The following is a 24847-nucleotide window of genomic DNA, read 5'->3' on the forward strand; positions in this document are numbered from 1 at the left end:
CAACAAAAAACCACCCGAAGGTGGTTTCTTTGAATGTGAGCGAATTGCGATTAGTGACCTGTACCATTAATGGCTTTGGTCATATCTTCAACCACTTTCTTCGCATCGCCAAATACCATCATGGTTTTTTCATTATAGAACAAGTCATTGTCCAAACCTGCATAACCTGTTGCCATAGAGCGTTTGATCACCAAGATAGTCCGCGCTTTATGTGCTTCCAAAATTGGCATGCCATAGATCGGTGAATTTGGATCATCTTTTGCCGCAGGGTTCACTACATCATTGGCACCAATCACCAACACCACATCGGTTGCAGGAAAGTCTGAGTTAATCTCGTCCATTTCCAAGATGTCTTCATACGGCACATCGGCCTCTGCCAACAATACGTTCATGTGACCCGGCATACGACCTGCCACAGGGTGAATCGCAAAACGAACCTTCACGCCATGCTCTTTAAGCAAGTTTGCCAATTCTTTGACTGCGTTTTGTGCACGACCTTGTGCCATACCATAACCCGGAACAATCACCACGCTATCGGCATTTGACATCAGGAAGCCTGCATCATCTGCTGAACCTGAACGGTAGTTACGTTGTACTTGCTCACCAGATGCTTTTGCACCAGTTGCTGCACCGCCCATCGCTCCACCAAACAACACATTGAGGATGTTACGGTTCATGGCTTTACACATAATGTAAGACAGAATCGCACCTGATGAACCAACCAATGAACCTGCGACGATTAGCATGTTGTTTTCAAGAGTGAAGCCAATTCCTGCTGCCGCCCAACCTGAGAATGAGTTGAGAAGTGATACCACCACTGGCATATCACCACCACCCACAGGGGCAATCCAGACCCAACCGAGTGCAAGTGCAAGTGCGGTCATTGCCCAGAATGCAGGCATGCTACCCGTGCTAAAGAAGTAAAAACCACATGCCAACATCGCAACAAATAAAGTTGCCTGTACAGGTTTGACCCAAGCACCTGCAATGGTTTTTGCCCATTTTTTCGCAGCCAGTTTGCCATAAGCAAAGACTGAAGCTGTAAAGGTAATCGCACCAACAAAACACCCCACAAACAATTCAAATAAATGAACTTTGCTCATGTGTGCATGTTGAACACCTGCGGCAGTTAACGCTGCTTCATTTTGTTCAAATAAAACTGAAAGTTGGTTGTTATGCAAAATGGCTGCCACTGCGATCAACACCGCAGATAAACCCACCAAAGAGTGCATTAACGCCACAGTTTCAGGCATTTGTGTCATTGGAACAGTACGTGCACGAGCAATACCGACCACCGCACCCAACACCATCGCGCCACCAATCATCCAAACCACAGGATGATCTGCAACAAAAAAGGTACTCAATACCGCGATTGCCATCGCGATCATGCCGTAACGGTTACCCTTAATTGCAGTTTTCGGACTCGACAAACCACGTAGCGTTAAAATAAAGAGGACAGCACCGATGAGGTAGAACCAATCTGCATTCGCTCGAATAAATTCCATTTAGCCGCCCTCTTTATTTTTTTGCTTTGGTTTAAACATTTCCAGCATGCGCGCAGTCACCGCAAAGCCACCAAAAATATTAATACTGGCAAGAAACACCGCAATCGCACCCAGCACACTGACCACGTTAATGCTTTGGAATTGCACATTGGCTTCAATACCCAATGCAGGCATACCCACAGTTTGCAACATTGCACCGACCACAATGATCGATGACAACGCATTGGTCACCGCCATCAACGGCGTATGCAAAGCAGGCGTTACCCCCCAAACCACGTAGTAACCGACAAAAATCGCCAACACAAAAATCGTAATGGTTTCAACCATGAGAATTCCCCTTAACCGCGCTTGAACAGCAGTGTGCCGCCATGAGTAACCAATAAGGCTTTTTGAATTTCATCTTCCTGATTAATCAAGAAGTTTTTATCTTTATCAAAAAGTGTTTCAAGGAAATTAAAAACGTTACGGGCATAGAGTGCCGAAGCTTCAGTTGCTACAGTGGCTGGAATATTCGGTACACCCAGAATTTTCACGCCATTTTCAGTGGTCACGGTTTCACCAACTTTTGAACCTTCGACGTTACCACCTGTTTCTACCGCCATGTCCAGAATCACAGAACCTGCTTTCATTTTGGCAACAGTTTCCGCTTTGATTAAACGCGGTGCATTACGCCCTGGCAAAAGTGCTGTGGTAATGACGATGTCTGCATTAGCAACCGCTTTATCGACAATGGCAGCCTGATCTTTAATGTATTGCTCACCCGGTGTCCAGCCATAGCCATTTTTTGCCGCATCCGCAGCACGCTGTTGCTCTTCCTCAGACATTGGCACGTCAAGCCATTTCCCACCTAAAGATTCAACCTGATCTTTAGCAGTTGGACGCAAATCGGTTGCTTCAACCACTGCACCTAAACGCTTTGCGGTCGCAATCGCTTGCAGACCTGCCACACCGACACCCATCACCACCACACGTGCAGGTTTTACGGTACCCGCTGCGGTCATGAGCATAGGGAACATACGCTGATATTCATTGGCAGCAAGTAAAACTGATTTATAACCTGCCAAGTTTGCCTGAGAGGACAAGACGTCCATGTTTTGCGCACGAGATAAGGTTCGAGGCAACAATTCCAATGCAAATGCAGAAATCTGTTGGGTGGCAAACTGTTCAAGTTCCGTATTGCGATACGGGTCAAACATTGCAATAACGGCTGTGTTCGCAGAAATCTTGCTGATTTCATCCGCTTGGGGTGCACGAACTTTCAAAATAATCTGACTGCCTTGATAGGCATCTTCAGCTATTGTTGCGCCAACCTGCGTATAAGCATCATTTAAATATGCGGCTTTAGCACCAGCATCTTTTTCAATGACTACGCGATGACCAGCGCCAACCAACTTCTTTACAGTTTCAGGGGTCGCAGCAACTCGACTCTCTCCAGCAACTGTTTCCATAGGAATTCCGATTTGCATTGAGCATGTTCCTCAGGCTAGTTTCAGTGTTAAAAACATCGCGAACTGCAATGTTTCTCCCATTTTTGATTCGGATTGATTGGATTCTAATCAAACTTTTAAAAAATACCACCCATTATTTATTTAATAAATGAGCATATTTCCATTTAATGCTTATTAATAGTGACTCAAGCGTATAAAATAGTAGAGTTTTGCCTCACTCCATTGAAGATCAATTCTTCACCATATTTCATGCCTATCTCATTCTCACGCAATCAAATTGGCTCTGTTTTTGCGCTCTGTGCTGCATTTTTATTTAGTTCAAAAGCCATTTTTATTAAACAAGCCTACGCCTTGTCATCTCAGGTAGATGCCACTGTCTTGATGGCACTTCGTATGGGCAGCGCACTGCCTTTTTTCTTAATCATCGCATGGTACTTTCGCAAGCAAAGACAAAGACTTGAGGTAAAAGACTGGGGGCTTCTCATCCTCTCAGGCTTACTCGGTTATTACTTTGCCAGTTGGCTCGACTTTATCGGTTTGATGTACATTAGCGCTTCTTTAGAGCGAATCATCTTATTTTTGTACCCCACTTTGACCGTGATCGCATCGAGCCTGATTTACAAACAACCCTTACGACTAAAAGCGTATATTGCCATTTTGCTAAGTTATGGAGGCACGGTGATTGTGATGCTCCAAGAGCAAAATCATGCACCAATGCAGAGCAATTTTTGGTTAGGTGCCAGTTTAGTGTTTGCCAGCGCTATTGCCTTTGCTTGCTACCTACTTCTAACACCTCGACTGATTGAAAAATTTGGTGCTTCAAATTTCACAGGACTCGCGCTCAGCATTGCGTGCATTGGCACACTGGTACATTTTCTACTGGCAACACCACACCCATTGCAGCTTGTCACACAACTTCCGATCGGGGTTTGGGCTTATGGAATTGGACTGGGTTTATTCGTAACGGTACTGCCTACCGTTTTACTGATGCAAAGTATTGCCCGTATTGGTGCATCACAATCCGCCATGATTGCTGCGATTGGGCCAATATTGACCATTTTATTGGCTGTTTTATTTTTAAATGAGCATCTTAATGCATGGCAATGGCTTGGCTGTGGACTCAACATTATTGGAATTATGCTGATCAGTCTAAGTAAGCATCGTCTAAAACATTAGCATCAAGCAATGCCAAAATCTGCTGGAAATGCGCTCCCGCAGATTGCTTTGCCAGATAATCATCTGGATTTCGCAATGGGCATTGATCTAAAGATAAACAACCACATCCAATACACCAATCCAATTGCTGCCTTAACTGTAACAAGGTTTGAATTTTCTCATCGAGTTGAGTTTTCCAGACACTCGACATGTTTTGCCAGTCTTGTTTCGATGCCACCCGATGATCGGGCAACACTGTAAATGCCTGACGGATTTCATCCAAAGAAATTCCAACGGATTGCGCGACTTTAATAATCGCAACTCGACGCAGCATTGCCCGCAAATAACGACGCTGATTGCCATTGGTTCGGGTACTCCAAATCAGTTGTTTTTCTTCATAAAAACGAAGGGTTGCCACACTTACACCACTGCGTTTTGCCAATTCACCAATCGTAATAAAGACTTGAGCAGAGTTTTCTGACATTTTTCTTGACCTCAAGCTAACTTGAGCTTTGATACTAGCATGACCAAAACTAAGTCAGTATCACTCCAATGAAAACTAGCATCTTAAAAAATAACAAGCTTATTCAAATCATCAATCCCGAACAACTCTACAACCCAGAACCATTTGCTTACAGCCATGTCGTCAGTGTGCAAAATTTTAAGCGGATTGTGCATGTTGCAGGGCAAGGCGGCGAAAGCATCGATGGTGAATTATCTCCGATCTTCGCCCAACAAGTCTGGCAAGCCTTTCGCAACCTTGAAACAGCTTTGGCTGCTGCCCATGCAAAATTACATGATATTGCTGTATTGCGGGTGCTGATTGTTGAGCATACTACTGAAAAACATGCTGTTTTAATTGAGATTATGCAGCAATTATGGCGTAATCACGCCTTTCCTGCGTGTACCCTTATTCCTGTTTCGGGACTCGCTTTAAATCGTATGTTGTTTGAAGTTGAAGCAACCGCCTATACTTTTTGATTGCTGAGACAGTGTATGCATGAAATTTCCGATATTAGTCAAAACAAAAAACTGCTGTGGCTGATGGCGTTGGCTTGTGGCTTAACCGCAGGGGCAAATTATTTTAGCCAACCTTTAATTCACTCAATTCAGCAATATTTTCAGGTCGATGCCGCTCAAGCACAGCTCACTGTCACACTCGCTCAACTTTCTTATGCTTTAGGTTTGTTGCTGATTGTGCCGCTCGGCGATATTGCCGATAAACGCAAATTCATTCCAACGCTGATGGGGTTGGCGGGTATAGGCTTATGCCTTTGCGCCTGTGCCATCAATCTACCTATGCTTTGGCTCGGCACCATGATGACAGGATTATTTTCAGTCGCAGCACAGGTTTTAATTCCATTTGCCACCATGACGGTTAAACCTGAAAAAATTGGCGAAGTGGTTGGCTTCCTGATGAGTGGCCTACTGGTTGGCATTTTGCTCTCAACCAGTTTGTCAGGCTTACTGTCCAACTTATTTCACTGGAAACTGATTTATATCATGAGTGCGATTTTGATTTTCGGCTTGGCGTATCAACTCAAACGCGAACTCCCCTACACCATGCGCCAACAGATGCCTTATCGTGAAATCTTCAAGTCGATGGCAACATTGATGATTGAGGAGCGTCGCCTGAATTTTCGTGCCTATGTCGGTGCAGGTGCATTTGCTTCAATGAGTGTAATTTACTCGACGATTGCTGTGTATTTATCGGCAACGCCATTTCATTTAGCTGATTCATTGATTGGAATGGTCAGCTTAGTGGGAGTGTTTGGCGCACTGTCAGCACAGTATGTGGGCAAATATGCTGATCGCGGCTATGGCACGTTATTTACCACGTTGGGCTGTGTACTCCTGCTTTCAAGCTGGCTAATGTTCTACTTCTCTAGCTACAGTATTTGGCTTTACATTGCGGGCTTTGCAACAGCCAACTTAGGACTGGCTTTTGTACACTCTTGCAATCAGAACATTATTTTTCGGATTCGCCCCACTGCAAAATCGCGCCTAAACTCTATTTATATGACACTGTATTTTGCAGGCGCAGCCACAGGTTCAGCACTGGGCACTTATGCATGGAATCATGGTGGCTGGATGTACACTTGTTTAGCAGGTTTAGGGCTGGCCGTATTTTGCAGTAGCTTCGCCCTACTCGACTTCATCTGTTATGGTCGACAAGCCAAAACCGCTCAACACACCTGAACCATCGGATAAAATGGCTTTTCTCGATCTAGTTCATGACCATGTTCAAGAAAAACATGTATAAACTGGGTGAGTAAAGTCATTAATACCTGACTGGCAATTCTAAGATGTCGGCGCATAATCTCACTGTTATAGGCTGAGCCACCATGTACAATTTGATTTCGCAAAGTATAGAGCCGACTAAAAACAATCAGTAATAATTCCACAGTATCATGTTCAGCAAGGGCTTGCTGTACACGTTGTTGATTTAAAATAGAATGTGTTTGCCATGCCTGTTTATCAATTTTTTGATTTTGAAAATCCCACTGCTTCTGATCAAAGTAAGGATGATTTGACCAGTCAATAATACTTCGACTACAGTTTTTCCAGACATAACGCTCAATACGTCGCTCCTGATCTACCCCATATAATCTGAGCAAAAATTGCCTGAGATGCTGCTGATCTTCATCCAAAGTTTCCTGTAGATTTTCAGCATAAACCGCATTAAATGCGATCCACAAACTCACAAACTGTAAATCCACATCCTGATCAAGCTCTTTGGCTTTTCTTAACCAACTGAGTCCCCGTTGCATTCTCAAATTGAACTTTTCCGAATAGAGATGCTTATGGTTTTTAAAAATTTCTTCTAATAAATACATCGCTTAAACCTTGGCTTCGTATTTTATTTCAGCATACGCCGATCAATTTTTAGCAGCAATTATTTCGTATGACTGGTCGTACAATTTATCATCAGCTTAACTGTTTCAACGAATTTACTGAATAAAAACTCCATTTTTCGAGCAGATTTTCCATAAAAAAAGCCCGATGCGAGTATCGGGCTTTTTTCTTAACACTTAATTAACCACGATAATAACGTTGTGCAACAAAAGGCATTTTCACGACTTTCATTGGTACAAGTTTATTACGCACTTTGGCAAACAGCTCAGTGCCTTCAGCAGCATGTGCGATCTCGATATAACCCATGGCAATCGGGCTAGACAAGCTTGGTGCAAAACCACCACTGGTCACTTGACCCAGTAACTGCCCATCCTGATCGACAATTTCAGCACTTTCACGGACTGGCATACGATCAAGAATCTGAAAACCAACACGTTTTTTGGCCACACCTTGCTGCATTTGCGCTTGAATGGTTGCAGCACCTGCATAGCCACCCTCACGCGCACCACCTGCACGACGAACTTTAGAAATCGCCCAAAGGAGGTTTGCTTCAACAGGGGTTGTGGTTTCATTCATGTCATGACCATACAGACATAAACCTGCTTCCAAACGCAATGAATCACGAGCACCCAAACCAATCAAGGCGACTTCAGGCTCAGCAATCAGCGCTTTTGCCAATGCTTCCACATCGGCACTTGCGACTGAAATTTCGTAGCCATCTTCACCTGTATAACCTGTACGGCTGACGATGCATTCAGCACCGTTTAACTGTACACGTTTGATTTGCATGAAGCGCATTTCAGCCACTTCTGGGTTTAAACGTGCCAAGACAGTTGCCGCTTCAGGCCCTTGCAATGCCAACAACGCACGTTCAGCAAATTGCTCGACGATTTCGCATTGATCCGCCAAGTGCGCACGTAGATGTGCCAAGTCTTGCTCTTTACATGCAGCATTCACCACGAGGTACAACTCGTCCTGAGACAGACGTGCCACCATTAAGTCATCCAGAATGCCGCCTTGCGGATTGGTAAACAACGCATAACGCTGCATACCTTCAGGCAAATCGATAATATCGACAGGCACAAGACTTTCTAAAGCACGCGCCGCATTTTCACCACGTAAAAACACCTGACCCATGTGCGAGACATCAAACAGACCTGCGTGTTCACGGGTATGTAAATGTTCTTTCAAGACACCAGCCGCATACTGTACAGGCATGTTGTAGCCTGCAAACGGCACCATTTTTGCGCCTTGCTCAATATGCAGCGCCGCCAATGGCGTATTTTTTAATTCAGACATGCTTAGTCCTCATAGTTGCTGATGCTTGGGCAAGAACAAATCAGGTTACGGTCGCCATAGACGTTGTCGACACGACCAACTGGAGACCAGTATTTGCTTTCAACCAATTCAGGAAGTGGATAGACCGCTTGTTCACGTGAGTATGGATGTGACCACTCACCTGTCAATTCTTGTGCAGTATGTGGTGCATTTTTCAATGGATTGTCTTGTGCATCCAACTCGCCTGTGGTCACTTGCTGAATTTCTTCGGCAATTTTGTTCATGGCATTAATGAAACGCTCAAGCTCATACAAACTTTCACTTTCAGTTGGCTCAACCATGAGCGTACCCGCAACTGGGAATGACATGGTTGGTGCATGGAAACCAAAGTCGATCAGACGTTTTGCCACGTCATCTACCGTAATACCACTGCTGTCTTTCAGACCACGTAAATCCAAAATACATTCGTGCGCAACCAAATCATGGCTACCTGTGTACAACACTGGGTAAGCAGCATTCAAACGTTTTGCCACATAGTTTGCATTCAGAATCGCCATTGCAGATGCCTGACGTAAACCTTTTCCGCCCATCATACGGATGTACATCCAAGTGATTGGTAAAATGCTGGCACTACCAAACGGCGCAGCGCTGACTGCATCGGTTTTACGCTCTAAATGATAGCTGTGACCTGGCATAAATGGTTTCAAGTGTTCTTTGACACCGATTGGACCAACACCTGGTCCACCACCACCATGTGGAATACAGAAGGTTTTATGCAAGTTCAAGTGAGATACATCACCACCAAACTGACCTGGTGCACACAAGCCCACCATCGCATTCATGTTTGCGCCATCGATATACACCTGACCACCATGCGCATGCACGATGTCACAGATTTCACGGACTGCATGTTCAAATACACCGTGTGTTGACGGGTAAGTGATCATTAAGGCTGCAAGGTCTTGGCTGTGTTGATCAGCTTTGCTACGCAAGTCTTCAACATCAACGTTACCGTTTTCATCACACGCCACAACCACAACTTTCATACCTGCCATGCTGGCAGTCGCTGGGTTGGTTCCGTGTGCAGACTGTGGAATTAAGCAGATGTTACGTTGACCTTCGCCACGGCTCGCGTGGTAGGCACGAATTGCCAACAAACCTGCATATTCACCTTGTGAACCTGCGTTTGGCTGAAGTGAAATCGCGTCGTAACCTGTTGCAGCACACAACATTTGCTCAAGCTGTTTCACCATTTCTACATAGCCTTGAGCTTGAGAAATCGGTGCAAACGGATGCAGATTGCCAAATTCAGGCCATGTAATTGGCAACATTTCGCTTGCTGCATTCAATTTCATGGTGCATGAACCCAGTGGAATCATGCTGCGATCAAGTGCCAAGTCTTTATCTGCCAAACGGCGCAGATAACGCATTAACTCGGTTTCGCTGTGATGCGTGTTAAAAATGGCGTGTTGCAAAATCGCGCTTTCCCGAAGCAACGCTGCTGGCAATGCAGACGTATAAGCTGCTGCAACTGCTTCAAATTCAGGTGCAGTTTGACCTTGAGCAAACAATGCCCAAAGCGCAACAACGTGATCTGGTGTCGTGGTTTCATCAAGTGAGATACCCACTTGAGTCGCATCGATTTCGCGCAAGTTAATTTCTTGTGCGCGTGCTGCTGCAAGTACCGCTGCTGTATCAACCTGAGTCAAGGTCAATGTATCGAAGAATGCAGCATTGCTCACGCTCACACCCAACTGTTTTAAACCTTGAGCCAAAATTGCAGTCAGCGCATGGGTACGTTCAGCAATATCTTTCAAGCCTTGTGGACCATGATAAACCGCATACATGCTGGCAATATTGGCAAGCAACACTTGAGCAGTACAGATGTTACTGGTCGCTTTTTCACGGCGGATATGCTGTTCACGGGTTTGCAATGCCAAACGCAGTGCAGGCTTGCCTAAACGGTCAACCGACATCCCCACAACACGACCTGGCATGTCACGTTTGTAGGCATCTTTGGTTGCAAAGTAAGCTGCGTGTGGACCACCAAAGCCCATCGGCACACCAAAACGCTGAGCTGTACCAATCGCAACGTCTGCACCCCATTCACCTGGCGCTTTCAATACGGTTAATGCCAACAAGTCAGCCGATACTGCAACTAAAGCATTGACTGCATGAACTTTTTCAACCAAAGCCGCGTAGTCATACACTTCACCTGTACTTGCAGGGTATTGCAACAACACACCGAAGAATTCAGCAAAGTCAGCAACTTGTTGCTCATCACCGACCACAACTTCGATACCCAGTGGTTCAGCACGAGTACGTAAAACATCTAAAGTTTGTGGATGGCAGTGCAATGATGCAAAGAATTTGTTGGCTTTTTTGTTTTTAGAAACACGCTTACAGAAGGTCATGGCTTCTGCACAAGCAGTTGCTTCATCAAGCAAAGATGCATTTGAAATCGACAAACCAGTCAAATCTGCAATCATGGTCTGGAAGTTTAACAGTGCTTCTAGACGACCTTGAGAAATTTCAGGTTGGTACGGTGTATAAGCGGTGTACCATGCTGGATTTTCCAACAAGTTACGCAAAATTGGTGCAGGCGTATGGGTTGGGTAATAACCCTGACCAATATGGCTACGGAAAATCTGGTTTTTCTGAGCAATGGCTTTGAGTTCTGCCAACGCGTGTTCTTCGCTCACACCGTCTGTGCTTTCTAAAACACTGGTATTTTTGATTGAATCTGGAATTACCGCTGCCATCAATGCGTCAAGGTCGCTATAACCCAGTGCATCGAGCATGTGTTGTTGTTCAGCCGCAGTCGGGCCAATATGGCGTTCAACAAAGCTGTTGATATTGGTAAAATTAATGCTCATGCTGCCCCCTTAAGAATTGATGAACGCTTCATAAGCATCTTGGTCAAACAATTCAGCAAATGCAGCAGCATCATCCGCTTTCATACGGAAGAACCAGCCTGCGCCCATTGCATCTTCATTCACAGTTTCTGGTGCATTGACCAATTCTTCATTGATTTCTAAAACTTCACCAGAGAGTGGCATATCAATGTTACTTGCAGCTTTTACCGACTCGATCACAGCAACTTCTTCACCTTTGCTGTAGGCTTTAAGTTCTGGTAATTCAATATAAACCACATCACCTAAAGCATCTTGTGCATGCTCAGTAATCCCCACGGTAATGCTACCGTCTTCTTCCAAACGTAACCATTCATGCTCAGCGGTAAAACGAATTGTTGACGCCATGACAAATTCCTCAGTCCTTCACCCGAAAAGGCAGTTAATTGCAGAAAATTTACTCATTTCTCAAAAATACACTGTTTAAGGTTTAGGCATGTCAAATTTCAGACAGCATGCAGCTAAACCGCCTTAAAGTTTAAGACAGTGCTTGAGAACCTAATGGGAAAGTTCGGAAGTTGTAACAACTAAGAAAGCTGAACGTGTCAGTTGCGAGATGCGACATATGACCACCCAATTCCATAAGTGAGTAAATATGCCCCATCTGTCTATGTACCTGAGAGCTTCAATATGTAGCAACACTGGTATGGCTACATATTTTCCTCCTTCGGTGAATCACGCAATGCAGGTGATTTCTCTCCAGATTTTTATTGAGATTACAGTCCTTTTGCCTGAGAGTTTCCGGGGTCGTTGCTCCTTCGGCGAGCCTATGGGTGACTTCTCTCCTGTAATGCGCGTATTTAAGCATAAATAATGCCAAACATTCTATATAGACCTAAGTTATATTTGTAGTTTATTCAGAAATCACTAGCACCCGCGTTCCTCACTCTTATACCTTAAAAAGATGTTCCTGACTTAGCGAAATACACCACTTAGAATTTAGATCAAATACAAATAAGCAATTCATTCAATATGTTTCGTTTTACGGATTGCACGCGGTGTCATTCCAAAAAGACGTTTGAACTGCTCTGTAAATCGTGATTGGGATTGATAACCACATTGTTCTGCGATCATGCCAATATGCAGTTGCGTTGTTTGTAACAAATGTAATCCATAACCTAAGCGCGCTCGATGACGAATATCTTGGATATAATACCCTTCACTTTTAAGCTTACGCCTTAATGTTGAAGCGCTCATACATAAATTTGAAGCGATTAAATCTACAGACCAGTCATTAGAAATATCGTTTAAAATCATCGACTGGACTTGAATCGTTAAACTTGGAGGCTTTACAAGATGAGTAATATCCTGATGACCAGAATGATAAATAATCTCGAGTATTTCTCTTTTTCTGAGCCGCATGATTTGCGTAGGTGCGATTAATGCAAATTCCATAAATTGGCATAATGCGCTAGCAAGTATCGGATTTATTTCGCCTTGAACATATTTTTTATAGGGTTCAGGACTTTTAGGAAGCTCAGAAAAATCCTCATTTTCAAAATCAATCAATACTGCAAAATACTCTTGTTGCATGGGGACATTGCGTATATTAATTTGATCACTATTTGATAAAAATACAAAACTGCCTGCTGAACACGCTATCGATCTCGAATGCCCTAATTGTTTACTTCCACTGAGGATAAAAATAAGTAATGGTTTGAGAATCGGAACATTGCTAATTTTCTGTTCTTTATAAGAGGAATAAACTGAAAAAGGTAATCCTGAGCGATTTTTAATGACCTTTTTAGCAACACCAATCAGATGATCCATAAGTCAAACATATAAAAAATAGAGGGTTATACCCTCAAGGTTAGCAAAAACTCTTGAGCCATTGGTTCAATGACTCAGAAATAATGGGGATATTTTATCTTTTATAGTGTGCTTCTATCGTACTTGATGCTAAGGCATTCACCTTCACCATATAACCCGTCAACGCACCTGATGCATCTACTGGCAATTCCAGTTTTTTGGAAAGAGCATACACCGTAAATTGATAGCGATGCACACCATGACCTTGGGGTGGACATGCTCCACCAAAGCCCTGCTGACCATAGTCATTCCTGACATTAATCACACCTTGCGCTTTAATTTTGCCATCGCCCGATGGAACTGAAGTGACTTCAACAGGAATATTCACCACTTGCCAATGCCACCATCCACTCCCCGTTGGCGCATCTGGATCATAAGCCATAATTGCATAAGCCTGTGTTCCTTTTGGTGCACCACTCCAAGAAAGCTGTGGAGATTTGTTTGCACCTGAACAGCCAAAACCGTTAAATTCAAAGGTATCTTTCATCAATACACCTTGAGAAATATCGGTACTTTTTAATTTAAATTCATTGGCATATGTACATCCAGCAGTCAATCCAATAAGCGCTAGCATGATTTTTAAAATAGATTGATACATTGAGATCTCTGCTTAAAAAAGACATGTTGATCTTAATCTTTTGAATTGATTTTAATTCTCTTTAAACTGCCATGTTTTCGCCTAAATCAATCAATCTTCCCCTAAAATGAGGATCATTTGGATTGTTTGATCTCATTCAATCGTCGTTATCGTCCAACCTATTTAAATGATCGTGAATAGCCAAACTCAACAATGATGAATATTCCAAAAGGCTGCTTGAAACGATCAATTCATTCAAATGTGCTGATCTCATTTTTATGCTAATATAACGCGCTCTTTTTTAGAGCCTGACACGCTGTGCAAGTGCTCAACCCATCACGGTCTTTGGAGTTATTTAAATGACTGATATTTCAAAAAATTCAAGCAACTTAATAACTCCCCGCATCAGTGTCGCCCCGATGATGGACTGGACGACCAAAGACTACCGCTATTTTGCACGTCTGTTTAACCCAAATGTTGTGCTCTACACCGAGATGGTGACCACGGGCGCAATCATTCATGGCGATGCACTACGTCATTTGAATTTCAATCAGCAAGAACACCCGATCGTGCTGCAACTGGGTGGTTCAGATCCTAAAGACCTAGCAACCTGTAGCAAAATGGCACAAGACTGGGGGTATGACGAAGTCAACCTGAATGTCGGCTGCCCAAGTGACCGTGTACAGAACAATAAAATCGGGGCATGCCTGATGGCAGAGCCTGAGTTAGTGGCTGAATGTATTGCATCTATGCAAAATGCTGTGCAAATTCCTGTGCATGTCAAACACCGTATCGGGATTGACGACATGCAGTCTTATGAAGAAATGCTGAACTTTGTCGATACCGTGGCAAAAACGGGCTGTACCCATTTTGTGGTGCATGCGCGTATTGCACTCCTCAAAGGCTTATCTCCAAAAGAAAACCGTGAAGTTCCACCTTTACGCTACGAAGATGTGTATCGCTTAAAACAAGATCGCCCGCATCTGTTTATTGAAATCAATGGCGGCATCAAAACGGCTGCTGAAACCAAGCAACATTTGCAACATGTCGATGGTGTAATGATTGGTCGCGAAGCCTATCATAACCCTTACCTATTGGCTGAGTTAGGCGAACTTTGGAATCTGGAAATGCCTGATCGTTTTGAAATCATGCAACAGATGTTGCCGTATATTCAGCAGCGTATGGCTGAAGGTGCGCCATTATCCATCATTACCCGCCATATTTTAGGTTTATTCCAAAATTTACCCGGCGCACGTAAATGGCGTCAGGCACTCAGTGGTGGCAATGCCAAAACCTTTGCTGATGTTGAACAAGCGATTGATAATATTCAGGCAGCAATGAAACGTACTGAAGACTATCTACGTGAAGCACAGCTTTAAATATTGATATCAGCGGTATTCAACAGATTGAATACTGCTGATGAGCTTGTTTAACCCAAATAAATTTTTAAACGCTTTAACGAATACAGCGGAATAAACGGAATCAGAATCGGGACTTGCTGTACATAGGCTTGAAACTCCGCATTTTCAGCATAACGTTGTTCCTGTTTAAACTCCAAACGGCGTGCTGAACCCAGCATAATCAACTCGATACATAACCAGCCAATCAGTGCCAAAAGTAGCGTTGCAACGCCCGACATGACTTGCAGCGCACAAATCAGATTGCCTGTCCAAAACAGCATTTCCCCAAAATAATTGGGACAACGACTGAAACGATACAGCCCTTGCTGCATAAACTGGTCAGGATTGACCGCCTTAAACGCCGTTTTTTGATCATCCGCCAGCATCTCAATCACCACACCCAGCGCCATAAGGGTCACACCCAAATACTGACTGACTTGTGTCGGCTGATGTGCATGTAACACCCATGCCGCAGGTGCTGCCATCGCTACATACAGGACAGCAACGGTCAGCCAAATCACGATCTTCAAGAAGCCTTGTAAATGCTGACTTCGCTGTTTAGATGCCTGTAATTCTTTAGCATAACTTGGTTTACTTTCGCGAGAAATCAGGTAACTCGCCAGCCGAATTCCATAAAAAGTCAGTAAACTCAATTGAATCGCACTGAGTACGGTCAGATGATCCCACCAAATTATTTCAAATAAAATCGCCAAGCCTGTCATCGACAGTCCATAGCCAATACTGATAAACCAGTCTGAACGAATAAATCCCAATGCTGAAATGACAAGGCTTAACGCCAGTGCCCAGCCCATCTGTATTACAGGAAAATCATGAAAAAATTGTGCGGACATTGTCCCTTTCCTTGTTCAATTTTAGGCTGAGTATGCATGTGCATTATCGAGCTAAAATTGAGAAGGATTTTAATTTTTGTAACTTTTCAACCAATTACATCATCAAGCTGTATATGCACTAAATCGAAATGCCTGCTGTGGCAATCCCATAGATGGCAATGCTGATCAGCAACACACCACAGGTTGCCAAAATTTTGTGGTAAATCGAACTTTTAGAAATCAGATTAAATACATGATAAACAATAGATAATGTCAGAAAATCCAGAATAATCCACGTCACAATCAGAATCAGCAAGCTGATATTAATATTGTCATGCACATGAATAAATTGCGGAAAGAAGGATGAAAAAAAGATGATGTCCTTGGGATTAGATAAACCGACCATCAAGCCTTTTTTAAAGCCGCCATCGACGGGTTTGAGTTGCTGCATGGTCTCATCCTGACCACGATACAGATCTCTTAAAATCTCATAACCCAAATAGGCAATATACGCACATCCCGCGATTTTAATGCTTAAAAAAATCCACGGTTCGATGCTGAGCAAACCTTTTAAAATCAGAACCGATAAAGCAATCAAAATCAGTGATGCAAAGTTTGTCCCGAAAATGGTTCTGAGTGCCGCAGCATAACCGCCTTTTAAACCTGCACTTGCCACCAGTAACATCACAGGGCCAGGAATAGCGATCATCACAATGACCGTTGTGGCATATAAAATCAGTTCAAGAAAATGCATCGAAGTTTTCCTATATTTTTAAAGTGGCTTGGTTTTAGGCTTCTTGAATCAATAATTTTGAAGCTCGATATTTTTGATTTTTTAAAGCAGGCTCTAGATGGGAAGAATAGAGCAAAAGATCATCTTGTTTTATATAGCACTGCATACACCGCCGACAACGATGTATGCAAAAAATGTGAAAATTAAACTGATTTTTTACGCAAAGCTTCGAGTTTTTTCAACACTTCCGCCACAGCAATCATCGCGAAACTGGAGGTGACCACTACTGCCGAACCATAACCGCCACAACGTAGACCTGCACTTGGGCAAACGTCAGCACTAGAAAACGGATTATCAATTGAGTACACACAGGTAATGCCAAATTTTTCTTTCGGCTTTTTACAAATGCCTTTGCTGCGTAACTGGGTGCGTAATTTTGCTAGCATCGGATCTTGCTCTGTTTTAGACAAATCAGCCACACGAATTTTCAGCGGATCGAGTTTGCCGCCTGCACCACCTGACACAATTAATGGAATCTTGTTAAAACGGCAGTGCAACATCAAGGCAAGTTTGGCTTTGACATCATCAATACAGTCCAGAATCACATCAGGTGCATCCACCAAAATTTCTTTGACATTTTCAGGGCTGAGATAATCATCAATCACCTTGACCTGCATGCGTGGATTGATCTGACGACAACGCTCCGCCATGACCGCAACTTTGTCATGCCCCAGTGTCGAGCTCATCGCAGGTAACTGGCGATTGATATTCGATGCAGCAACTACATCCATATCAACAAGGGTCAAGCGTCCAATGCCTGTACGTGCCAAAGCTTCAACCGCCCAGCTACCGACACCACCTATCCCGATTACCATGACATGGCTGTGTTCAAACTGGTTAAAATTCGGCTCACCATAAATTTTGGCAACACCTGCAAAACGGCGGTCATATTCATCATGAGCAAGATCGGTCATAGCGCTAACATTTTAGGAATTGAAAGACAGGGCGGCTATTTTACTGCTTTTTTCCAGTAAGGGGGAATGAAAAAAGCGCCAAGTCTCACTTAGCGCTTTTTTCTAGAACATCAACTAACTTCTTGTATCAATCCCTTTTTTCTCTGCTTCTTGGAGAAACATGAAGCGATTGAAAATCATCATGAAAGACGTCCAACATTAGGACGCAATCAGATGACGCAGTACATAATGCAAGATGCCGCCCGCTTTAAAGTATTCCACCTCATTTAAAGTATCGATTCGGCATAACACTTCAAACTGATCACGCGAACCATCGGGACGTTTCACATGAACCTGCAAGGTTTGATGCGGCTGCAAGGTATCGGACAGTCCTGAAATAGACAGAATCTCTTGCCCTGTCAGATTCAGACTTTGACGGGTTTGCCCACCCACAAACTGTAATGGCAACACCCCCATTCCCACCAAGTTTGAACGGTGAATCCGTTCAAAACTTTCCGCAATCACCGCTTTCACGCCAAGCAGATTAGTGCCTTTAGCTGCCCAGTCCCGTGATGAGCCTGTGCCATACTCTTTCCCTGCAACAATGACCAGCGGTGTGTGTGCTTCCTGATAACGCATGGCTGCATCATAAATTGCCAGTTTCTCGCCTGTTGGAATGTAAATGGTATTACCGCCCTCTTCTCCACCCAGCATTTCATTTTTAATGCGGATATTGGCAAATGTACCGCGCATCATGACTTCATGGTTACCACGGCGTGAGCCATAAGAATTAAAGTCTTTCGGTTCAACGCCATTTTCCTGTAAATAACGTCCCGCAGGGCTGTCTTTTTTAATATTTCCCGCAGGTGAAATATGATCCGTCGTGACTGAATCACCCAATACTGCCAAAATTCGGGCATTGACAATATTGTCAATCGGAACAGGTGGTTGATCAATCCCTGCAAAAAATGGCGGATGCTGAATATACGTCGAGGTGTCATCCCATGCATAGGTTTGACTTTCAGGAATCTGAATCGCTTTCCAGCTGGCATCGCCCTCAAACACTTGCGCATATTCTCGGTGGAACATGGCAGTATTCACTTGCTGTAATGCGGTTTTAATTTCCTCTGTCGTTGGCCAAATATCTTTGAGATAAATCGGTTTACCCTGATTGTTGATTGCCAATGGCTCAGTGGTTAAGTCTATACGAATGGTGCCTGCCAAACCGAAAGCAATCACCAGTGGCGGCGAAGCTAACCAGTTGGTTTTCACCAGTGGATGCACCCGTCCTTCAAAGTTCCGATTCCCCGAGAGCACCGATGCCACATTCAGATCATGACATTGAATCGTTTCTTCAATCACTTCAGGCAATGGCCCTGAGTTCCCAATACAGGTGGTACAACCATAGCCCACCAATTGATAACCCAACTGATTCAAATAGGGAGTGAGTCCTGCCGCTTCCAGATAATCAGTCACGACTTTAGAACCTGGTGCAAGAGAACTTTTCACCCAAGGTTTGCGCTGCAAGCCTTGCTCAATGGCTTTTTTCGCAAGTAAGCCTGCTGCCAGCATGACACTCGGGTTGGAGGTATTGGTACATGAGGTAATCGCTGAAATCACCACATCACCATGTTTTAGTTCAAAGTGTTCACCATTCAAGGTACAACTTGGTGCTTCGTTTTGCACAGCGGCAGTTTGTGCGGCAACGGCTGTACCGCCGCCTTCGTTTTCAAGTTTTTCTTTGTCTTGTTTGGCAGGTTTCATGCTGAGTTCGAGCACTTCATCGAAAGTTTTCGACACATCTGAAAGCAGTACCCGATCTTGTGGGCGTTTTGGCCCTGCCAAACTGGCTTCAACACTGGACATGTCCAGACTCAAGCTGTCGGTAAACTCAGGTTCATCTCCCGCATAACGCCATAAACCCTGTGCCTGACTATACGCTTCAACCAAGGCAATCCGCTCAGGCTTACGCCCTGTCAAACGCAAATATTCCAAAGTCACTTCATCTATCGGGAAAAAACCACAGGTTGCACCATATTCAGGCGCCATATTGGCAATGGTGGCACGATCTGCCAATGGCAAGTCCGCCAAGCCATCACCATAAAATTCGACAAATTTTCCGACCACGCCTTTTTTACGCAGCATTTGGGTAATGGTCAGTACCAAATCGGTGGCGGTAATGCCTTCACGCAATTTACCTGTCAGTTTAAAACCAATGACTTCAGGAATCAGCATGGAAATTGGCTGTCCAAGCATGGCGGCTTCGGCTTCAATCCCGCCCACACCCCAACCGAGGACACCTAAACCATTGATCATGGTGGTATGTGAGTCAGTACCGACCAAGGTGTCGGGAAAGGCAAAGGTTTTACCTTCATCGTCTGCTGTCCAGACGGCTTGTGCCAGATATTCCAGATTGACCTGATGGCAAATCCCTGTGCCAGGCGGTACCACGCTAAAGTTGTTAAATGCTGACTGCCCCCAACGCAAGAACTGATAGCGTTCGGCATTACGTTGCATTTCAATTTCGACATTTTCCTGAAATGCATGACTACTGGCAAAATGATCAACCATCACCGAGTGGTCAATTACCAAGTCAACAGGTGACAACGGATTAATCTTTTCAGGGTCTTTACCTGCTTTGGCCACCGCTGCGCGCATGGCTGCCAAGTCCACCACCGCAGGCACACCTGTGAAATCCTGCATCAAAACCCGTGCAGGGCGATACTGGATTTCCTGTTCACTGGTTTTTTGTTTGAGCCAGTCGACAATGGCATGAATATGCGCGGCTGTGACCGTTTGGTTATCTTCAAAGCGCAGTAGATTTTCCAGCAGCACTTTCAGAGATTTTGGTAGTTTGCTTAAATCACCGAGATGTTCAGCGGCTTTGGCTAAACTAAAATATTGGTAGCTGCATTCATCGACTTTGAGCGTTTGTAATGCATGTAAGCTATTGATGTGACTATACTTAGCCATACGGGTAACCTCCGATTCGGCATTTTATTTTTTGCTGTCCTTTCTTTATTTACTGTATGCCGATTTCAGCGTGGAAGTGTTCTGTTTTGGTTAGAGCATGTTGGTCTTTGCAAGTGGCAAAACGTCCAATGTATTTTGCCAAAGCTGTTCAGCGAGTGAGTCACTTTTCATATTTAGACACGCAGCCAGCCCATCAAGCACATAAGGTAAATTGGCAGGCGTATTGCGTGTGCGTTGTTCAATGGATGTCTGGCAACACAGCGGCGTCATATCTGGGCAATCGGTTTCTAAAACCAGATGCTCCGCCCCAACCGCTTGCACCACCTGAATAAGTTTTTTCGCGTTCGGATTGGTGATCTGTCCTGTAATGCCTAATTTAAAACCAAGTTGAATAAAGGCTTTGGCTTCTTCGATTCCACCACTAAACGCATGGGCAATGCCGCCGCGCTGAAAGCGTTGCTTTTTGAGGAGTGCCAATACATCGGCATGACTTTTGCGGATATGCAATAACACAGGCAAATCAAACTGCTGTGCCAGTTCTAACTGTGCCGTGAAATAATTTTTTTGCTGTTGTAAAACCTCAGCCTGTTTATGCTGCTTGAGGAAAGTATCTAAACCAATTTCCCCTACAGCAAGGCATTGTTGTTGCTTGAGTAAGCTTTCTAAAGCCAGTAAATCTTCAGGCTGATGCTGCTCGATATAAAACGGATGCAAACCTGGAGCTAAATAGCTGCGCGGAGCTGTATGAAAGCTCTGTAATTGTTGATGTGTTCTGAGCAAATCATCAAAACGAGAAGCCACAAAACCGATCAATACCAGCGCATCGACCCCAAACTGTTTGGCAGCACAGGCCAACTGCTCACGATCATGATCAAACTCAGGCACATCAAAATGCGTGTGCGTATCGAACAGCCGCATTTTAAGCTGTGCCTTTAACTGCACTGGCTGTGGTTGCAGCAACAGTATCGGGCTTTGGTAAATACTCTGATTTTACGATGCCTTTAAGTTTTTCGTAAGGAATGGTAAAACTTGGCATACCCACCACATACGGTCCAATTTCATATTCAGCATATTGTAAGACTAAGCCATCCGCGCTTAGATAGAAATTCTGACTTAATTTAAATGGCCACGCATCTTCGTATTCTTTGATGTTTGTTGCCAATTTTTGCGCAATGACCCAATCTTCAAATTGTTGATGCAACAATTTGGTCAACTGATTTTTTTGATTGGGTAATAGAAGATCACTCAGTTTAAGCTGCTGTTTCTGTTTTAGATCAAAGACCAAATACTGCTGTGCCTCAGTACCATGTGCGCCACCCAAGAAACTATCCGAATTAATTTGTACCGTCACCAAGTGATCTTGTTTACGTAAAATTTTGGGTTGAATATGAACACTGATCTGTGGGTTGGCATTCATATTTTTCAGCTCTTGATCTAATGCTAAAAATGCTTTGGCATACTGCTGCACTTGCTGATTTAAATCACTTGGTTCAGGTTCAGAAGCAAACACCTCAGAAGCTGCTGGATTAATCGCAGCCAAATCCAAATTATCTCGCAAAGCAGCCAAAATTGCCGCATCCACCTGCGTATCAATAAAATCATAATTGGTCTTTAAGCGCTGTACCTGAAACTCAGGGCAGTTATTCCCCTCACATGCAGGTAACGAAACTGCAAGATTTTCAACATCTGCATTCAGTTCAAAAGGATGAGTAATTTTTTTGATCGAGGTTTGCTGCTGCACTGAAGCCGTTTTTTCACTATCATCATTTTGTTTTTGACAAGCGCTCAACAATAAACTCATGCTAAGCACTGATACAGAGAATGTGATTGAGAGAATTTTATGCAACATGCAGCCGCCTTTATTGTCATGTTTATCGTTAAGTTAACCTGAATTCAGCCTGTCGCCTGTAAGTTTTTTAAAACATTTTGTGAAAAACATCAGGTTTTAACAATTGCTGAGTTTGTTGTTTATTCAAGAAAATTTCTAATTGTTTTGCATCTTTGACAATTTCATTGGCACGATAATGTAAACCTACGCCTTCACCATCAAAGAACCAATCCGCTTGTCCCCAGTACAGTTTTTTCGGGGCAAGTTGCTGCACAGCATGACTCTGCTGCTTTAACCATTTTTGATAAGCTTGTTGAACAAGCTGATCCAATGCCACCTGATGATGAGCTTCAATCACATCCAAAATCGTTAATCCTTTTTTCAGCTGTCGATCAGCCACAAAAAAGTATTGTCGTTCTTTAATCTCAACTTCAGCCTGCTGGCTACTGACCTGTAATTGTAACAATACATACTGATTACGTTGAGAAGCAATACGGGTTTGAATGTGCAAACGATACGGTCGATTTGCAGTAAATTCCTGCTGCCAAGCATCTGATTTTTTTATGTAAGCATTAATCGCCTGCTGCAAACTCAAATTCTGTTTTAAATCAATTTGTGCTTGGACAACTTTGCTCAGATTTGTGGTCAACCATGTATTTAACCATGGATCAGCAGTTTTCAGCGTTTGAATGTCGATATCAATGCAGTTTTTCTTTTCACAAAAAGGCAAGGCATATTCAGCACGCTGGGTTTGTATTGCCAAATAAGGCAGTACATCTGGATTACTGGCTTGTGTATTGCTCGCGGTTTGTTCTTGTTGTGGTGCAGGTTGTTGTTTATGACATGCACTCAGTAACAATGTGCTCGACAAAATTGCCATTATTACTGTTGGCTGTTGTTTCATTCGGAATCATCCATCTTGCATCTGGAAGAAACAGCTCCCCCGAAAGAAGCTGTTTTTTTAAATCGCTTAAATTAATGCTCGCGTGTATTGCGGAACTGAATATCAGGATAACGTTCCTGCATAATCTGCAAGTTCACACGACTTGGTGCGAGGTAAGTCAAGTGCCCGCCACCATCAACAGACAGTTGATCGTGTGCTTTCTTCTTAAATTCGTTGAATTTCTTCTCATCATCACAAGAAACCCAACGTACCGTATTGATGCTTACTGGCTCATAAATACAATCGACTTTGTATTCTTCTTTCAAGCGGAATGCCACCACTTCAAACTGAAGTACACCGACTGCACCCACAATCAGGTCATTGCTGTTTTGCGGCATAAAGACCTGAGTTGCTCCTTCTTCTGACAACTCTTTGAGACCTTTTTGCAACTGTTTAGATTTCAAAGGATCTTTTAAACGCACACGGCGGAACATTTCAGGGGCAAAGTGCGGAATTCCCGTGAATTGCAGTTTTTCGCCAGAGGTAAAAGTATCACCAATTTGAATGGTACCGTGGTTATGTAAACCAATGATGTCGCCTGGCCATGCTTCTTCCAAGTGCTCGCGCTCACCTGCAAGGAAGGTCAATGCATCACTGATACGGATTTCTTTACCAATCCGTACATGATTCATTTTCAAGCCTTTTTCATATTTGCCTGAACAAATACGCATAAAGGCAATACGGTCACGGTGTTTCGGATCCATGTTGGCTTGAATCTTAAAGACAAAGCCCGTGAAACCTTCTTCAGTCGCTTCAACCTTACGGTCTTGAGTCGGGTGTGCCTTTGGCTCTGGTGCATAACTGCTAAAGGCATCAAGCACATGGTCGACTCCAAAGTTACCTAGTGCTGTACCAAACAACACAGGCGTTTGACGACCCGCCAAAAACTCTTCACGGTCTAAAGGCTCATTCGCCATTTGTACCAGTTCTAAAGACTCTTCAAATGCCGCCCAAGCCAATTCACCGACTTTTTCACGTAGGTCAGCATGGTCATAACCATCACGAATTTCAATCTCGGTAATGGTTGAGCCGAAACCTGCTTTATACACATAGAATTTTTCTTCGATCAGGTTAAATACACCTGCGAAGTCACGACCTGAACCAAGCGGCCAAGTGATTGGAACACATTTAATTTTGAGGACGTTTTCAATTTCATCCAGCAACTCTAAAGGCTCACGAATTTCACGGTCCATTTTGTTGACGAAAGAAATAATTGGTGTGTCGCGCATACGACAGACTTCCATCAATTTGATGGTTCGGTCTTCGACACCTTTTGCACCGTCAATTACCATCAGTGCAGAGTCAACCGCAGTTAAGGTACGATAGGTATCTTCCGAAAAGTCCTCATGCCCTGGAGTATCGAGCAAGTTAATCACATAATTTTTATAAGGGAACTGCATGACTGACGTGGTAATCGAAATCCCACGCTCTTTCTCCATTTCCATCCAGTCGGAAGTTGCTGCACGATCAGACTTACGGCTTTTGACCATACCCGCCACCTGAATGGCTTTACCCCATAATAACAGTTTTTCTGTCATGGTGGTTTTACCCGCATCGGGGTGGGAAATGATGGCAAAAGTACGGCGTTGGGCGACTTGCGTCGCCAATTCATCTTTAAAACTCATGAAAAATACCTACTGCAGAACG

At 43.8% G+C, this 24847-nt stretch carries 22 protein-coding genes and 1 riboswitch; of the genes, 4 read left to right on the plus strand and 18 right to left on the minus strand.

What is annotated here, in order from left to right; genetic code table 11:
- Positions 1–50 precede the first annotated feature (50 nt).
- The 3 genes from LVY74_RS06185 to LVY74_RS06195 are packed head-to-tail and all read right to left on the minus strand — an operon-like array spanning position 51 to position 2971.
- Positions 51–1505, minus strand: coding sequence for an NAD(P)(+) transhydrogenase (Re/Si-specific) subunit beta (locus LVY74_RS06185; protein ID WP_237814302.1), 1455 nt, complete (start codon positions 1503–1505; stop codon positions 51–53).
- The gene (locus LVY74_RS06190) at positions 1506–1832 is read right to left on the minus strand and encodes a proton-translocating transhydrogenase family protein (protein WP_151709358.1); all 327 of its coding nucleotides are present in this window, start codon (positions 1830–1832) and stop codon (positions 1506–1508) included.
- A gap of 11 nt (positions 1833–1843) precedes the next feature.
- The gene (locus LVY74_RS06195; protein WP_151709359.1) at positions 1844–2971 is read right to left on the minus strand and encodes a Re/Si-specific NAD(P)(+) transhydrogenase subunit alpha; all 1128 of its coding nucleotides are present in this window, start codon (positions 2969–2971) and stop codon (positions 1844–1846) included.
- Positions 2972–3202: 231 nt separating this feature from the next.
- Between LVY74_RS06195 and LVY74_RS06200 the strand changes: the two genes are divergently transcribed.
- Positions 3203–4129: a DMT family transporter gene (locus LVY74_RS06200; RefSeq protein WP_237814303.1), complete on the plus strand. Its 927-nt coding sequence runs from the start codon at positions 3203–3205 to the stop codon at positions 4127–4129.
- On the opposite strand, the gene soxR is transcribed toward LVY74_RS06200, so the two are convergent.
- Entirely contained in the window at positions 4098–4592 is a 495-nt protein-coding gene (soxR, locus tag LVY74_RS06205) for a redox-sensitive transcriptional activator SoxR (protein WP_237814304.1), read from the minus strand. The genes LVY74_RS06200 and soxR overlap by 32 nt on opposite strands.
- 68 nt (positions 4593–4660) lie before the next feature.
- Here soxR and LVY74_RS06210 point away from each other — a divergent pair, with 68 nt between their 5' ends.
- Both LVY74_RS06210 and LVY74_RS06215 read left to right on the plus strand, forming a co-directional pair.
- The gene (locus LVY74_RS06210; protein WP_237814306.1) at positions 4661–5089 is read left to right on the plus strand and encodes a RidA family protein; all 429 of its coding nucleotides are present in this window, start codon (positions 4661–4663) and stop codon (positions 5087–5089) included.
- Positions 5090–5104: 15 nt separating this feature from the next.
- Entirely contained in the window at positions 5105–6307 is a 1203-nt protein-coding gene (locus LVY74_RS06215; protein ID WP_237814307.1) for an MFS transporter, read from the plus strand.
- Here LVY74_RS06215 and LVY74_RS06220 read toward each other — a convergent pair.
- The 6 genes from LVY74_RS06220 to LVY74_RS06245 all read right to left on the minus strand — a co-directional run bounded on the left by LVY74_RS06220 (position 6295) and on the right by LVY74_RS06245 (position 13561).
- Positions 6295–6945, minus strand: a complete 651-nt coding sequence (locus LVY74_RS06220) for a HEPN domain-containing protein (RefSeq protein ID WP_237814309.1) — start codon at positions 6943–6945, stop codon at positions 6295–6297. The genes LVY74_RS06215 and LVY74_RS06220 overlap by 13 nt on opposite strands.
- A gap of 199 nt (positions 6946–7144) precedes the next feature.
- Positions 7145–8263 (minus strand): glycine cleavage system aminomethyltransferase GcvT, encoded by a 1119-nt coding sequence (gcvT, locus tag LVY74_RS06225; RefSeq protein ID WP_237814310.1) that lies wholly within the window; start codon positions 8261–8263, stop codon positions 7145–7147.
- Positions 8264–8265: 2 nt separating this feature from the next.
- Positions 8266–11118, minus strand: a complete 2853-nt coding sequence (gcvP, locus tag LVY74_RS06230) for an aminomethyl-transferring glycine dehydrogenase (protein WP_237814312.1) — start codon at positions 11116–11118, stop codon at positions 8266–8268.
- Between the two features lie 9 nt (positions 11119–11127).
- Positions 11128–11502, minus strand: a complete 375-nt coding sequence (gene gcvH / locus LVY74_RS06235) for a glycine cleavage system protein GcvH (RefSeq protein ID WP_151709365.1) — start codon at positions 11500–11502, stop codon at positions 11128–11130.
- 361 nt (positions 11503–11863) lie between these two features.
- A riboswitch (glycine riboswitch) is annotated at positions 11864–11952 on the minus strand.
- A 165-nt stretch (positions 11953–12117) separates the two neighbouring features.
- The gene (locus tag LVY74_RS06240) at positions 12118–12924 is read right to left on the minus strand and encodes a helix-turn-helix transcriptional regulator (protein ID WP_237814313.1); all 807 of its coding nucleotides are present in this window, start codon (positions 12922–12924) and stop codon (positions 12118–12120) included.
- 94 nt (positions 12925–13018) lie between these two features.
- Complete coding sequence (locus tag LVY74_RS06245) at positions 13019–13561, minus strand: YbhB/YbcL family Raf kinase inhibitor-like protein (protein ID WP_237814315.1); 543 nt, start codon at positions 13559–13561, stop codon at positions 13019–13021.
- A 338-nt stretch (positions 13562–13899) separates the two neighbouring features.
- Here LVY74_RS06245 and dusA point away from each other — a divergent pair, with 338 nt between their 5' ends.
- Positions 13900–14919 carry a tRNA dihydrouridine(20/20a) synthase DusA gene (gene dusA, locus LVY74_RS06250; protein ID WP_237814317.1) on the plus strand — a complete coding sequence of 340 codons (1020 nt, stop codon included), beginning with the start codon at positions 13900–13902 and terminating at the stop codon, positions 14917–14919.
- 50 nt (positions 14920–14969) lie between these two features.
- On the opposite strand, the gene LVY74_RS06255 is transcribed toward dusA, so the two are convergent.
- The 8 genes from LVY74_RS06255 to LVY74_RS06290 all read right to left on the minus strand — a co-directional run bounded on the left by LVY74_RS06255 (position 14970) and on the right by LVY74_RS06290 (position 24825).
- Positions 14970–15791, minus strand: coding sequence for a DUF1295 domain-containing protein (locus tag LVY74_RS06255; RefSeq protein ID WP_237814319.1), 822 nt, complete (start codon positions 15789–15791; stop codon positions 14970–14972).
- A 118-nt stretch (positions 15792–15909) separates the two neighbouring features.
- On the minus strand, positions 15910–16524 hold the full coding sequence (locus LVY74_RS06260; protein WP_237814321.1) for a LysE family translocator: 615 nt from the start codon (positions 16522–16524) through the stop codon (positions 15910–15912).
- Positions 16525–16706: 182 nt separating this feature from the next.
- Positions 16707–17477 (minus strand): tRNA threonylcarbamoyladenosine dehydratase, encoded by a 771-nt coding sequence (locus LVY74_RS06265; protein ID WP_237814323.1) that lies wholly within the window; start codon positions 17475–17477, stop codon positions 16707–16709.
- 198 nt (positions 17478–17675) lie between these two features.
- Positions 17676–20429, minus strand: a complete 2754-nt coding sequence (gene acnA / locus LVY74_RS06270; RefSeq protein ID WP_237814325.1) for an aconitate hydratase AcnA — start codon at positions 20427–20429, stop codon at positions 17676–17678.
- 90 nt (positions 20430–20519) lie between these two features.
- Entirely contained in the window at positions 20520–21347 is an 828-nt protein-coding gene (locus tag LVY74_RS06275) for a TatD family hydrolase (protein WP_237814327.1), read from the minus strand.
- 1 nt (position 21348) lies between these two features.
- On the minus strand, positions 21349–22278 hold the full coding sequence (locus LVY74_RS06280) for an RsiV family protein (protein WP_237814329.1): 930 nt from the start codon (positions 22276–22278) through the stop codon (positions 21349–21351).
- Between the two features lie 67 nt (positions 22279–22345).
- Positions 22346–23161 carry a hypothetical protein gene (locus LVY74_RS06285; protein WP_237814331.1) on the minus strand — a complete coding sequence of 272 codons (816 nt, stop codon included), beginning with the start codon at positions 23159–23161 and terminating at the stop codon, positions 22346–22348.
- Positions 23162–23232: 71 nt separating this feature from the next.
- Entirely contained in the window at positions 23233–24825 is a 1593-nt protein-coding gene (locus tag LVY74_RS06290) for a peptide chain release factor 3 (protein ID WP_237814332.1), read from the minus strand.
- Positions 24826–24847 lie beyond the last annotated feature (22 nt).

Origin of the sequence: Acinetobacter sp. ME22 (assembly GCF_022012315.1) — a bacterium.
Classification (GTDB): Bacteria; Pseudomonadota; Gammaproteobacteria; order Pseudomonadales; family Moraxellaceae; genus Acinetobacter; species Acinetobacter brisouii_A.

Excerpts from the sequence above, each read along its gene's own strand:
- LVY74_RS06185 (WP_237814302.1), bottom strand. The coding sequence starts at position 1,505 with ATGGAATTTATTCGAGCGAATGCAGATTGGTTCTACCTCATCGGTGCT.
- LVY74_RS06190 (WP_151709358.1), bottom strand. The coding sequence starts at position 1,832 with ATGGTTGAAACCATTACGATTTTTGTGTTGGCGATTTTTGTCGGTTAC.
- LVY74_RS06195 (WP_151709359.1), bottom strand. The coding sequence starts at position 2,971 with ATGCAAATCGGAATTCCTATGGAAACAGTTGCTGGAGAGAGTCGAGTT.
- LVY74_RS06200 (WP_237814303.1), top strand. The coding sequence starts at position 3,203 with ATGCCTATCTCATTCTCACGCAATCAAATTGGCTCTGTTTTTGCGCTC.
- soxR (WP_237814304.1), bottom strand. The coding sequence starts at position 4,592 with ATGTCAGAAAACTCTGCTCAAGTCTTTATTACGATTGGTGAATTGGCA.
- LVY74_RS06210 (WP_237814306.1), top strand. The coding sequence starts at position 4,661 with ATGAAAACTAGCATCTTAAAAAATAACAAGCTTATTCAAATCATCAAT.
- LVY74_RS06215 (WP_237814307.1), top strand. The coding sequence starts at position 5,105 with ATGCATGAAATTTCCGATATTAGTCAAAACAAAAAACTGCTGTGGCTG.
- LVY74_RS06220 (WP_237814309.1), bottom strand. The coding sequence starts at position 6,945 with ATGTATTTATTAGAAGAAATTTTTAAAAACCATAAGCATCTCTATTCG.
- gcvT (WP_237814310.1), bottom strand. The coding sequence starts at position 8,263 with ATGTCTGAATTAAAAAATACGCCATTGGCGGCGCTGCATATTGAGCAA.
- gcvP (WP_237814312.1), bottom strand. The coding sequence starts at position 11,118 with ATGAGCATTAATTTTACCAATATCAACAGCTTTGTTGAACGCCATATT.
- gcvH (WP_151709365.1), bottom strand. The coding sequence starts at position 11,502 with ATGGCGTCAACAATTCGTTTTACCGCTGAGCATGAATGGTTACGTTTG.
- LVY74_RS06240 (WP_237814313.1), bottom strand. The coding sequence starts at position 12,924 with ATGGATCATCTGATTGGTGTTGCTAAAAAGGTCATTAAAAATCGCTCA.
- LVY74_RS06245 (WP_237814315.1), bottom strand. The coding sequence starts at position 13,561 with ATGTATCAATCTATTTTAAAAATCATGCTAGCGCTTATTGGATTGACT.
- dusA (WP_237814317.1), top strand. The coding sequence starts at position 13,900 with ATGACTGATATTTCAAAAAATTCAAGCAACTTAATAACTCCCCGCATC.
- LVY74_RS06255 (WP_237814319.1), bottom strand. The coding sequence starts at position 15,791 with ATGTCCGCACAATTTTTTCATGATTTTCCTGTAATACAGATGGGCTGG.
- LVY74_RS06260 (WP_237814321.1), bottom strand. The coding sequence starts at position 16,524 with ATGCATTTTCTTGAACTGATTTTATATGCCACAACGGTCATTGTGATG.
- LVY74_RS06265 (WP_237814323.1), bottom strand. The coding sequence starts at position 17,477 with ATGACCGATCTTGCTCATGATGAATATGACCGCCGTTTTGCAGGTGTT.
- acnA (WP_237814325.1), bottom strand. The coding sequence starts at position 20,429 with ATGGCTAAGTATAGTCACATCAATAGCTTACATGCATTACAAACGCTC.
- LVY74_RS06275 (WP_237814327.1), bottom strand. The coding sequence starts at position 21,347 with ATGCGGCTGTTCGATACGCACACGCATTTTGATGTGCCTGAGTTTGAT.
- LVY74_RS06280 (WP_237814329.1), bottom strand. The coding sequence starts at position 22,278 with ATGTTGCATAAAATTCTCTCAATCACATTCTCTGTATCAGTGCTTAGC.
- LVY74_RS06285 (WP_237814331.1), bottom strand. The coding sequence starts at position 23,161 with ATGAAACAACAGCCAACAGTAATAATGGCAATTTTGTCGAGCACATTG.
- LVY74_RS06290 (WP_237814332.1), bottom strand. The coding sequence starts at position 24,825 with ATGAGTTTTAAAGATGAATTGGCGACGCAAGTCGCCCAACGCCGTACT.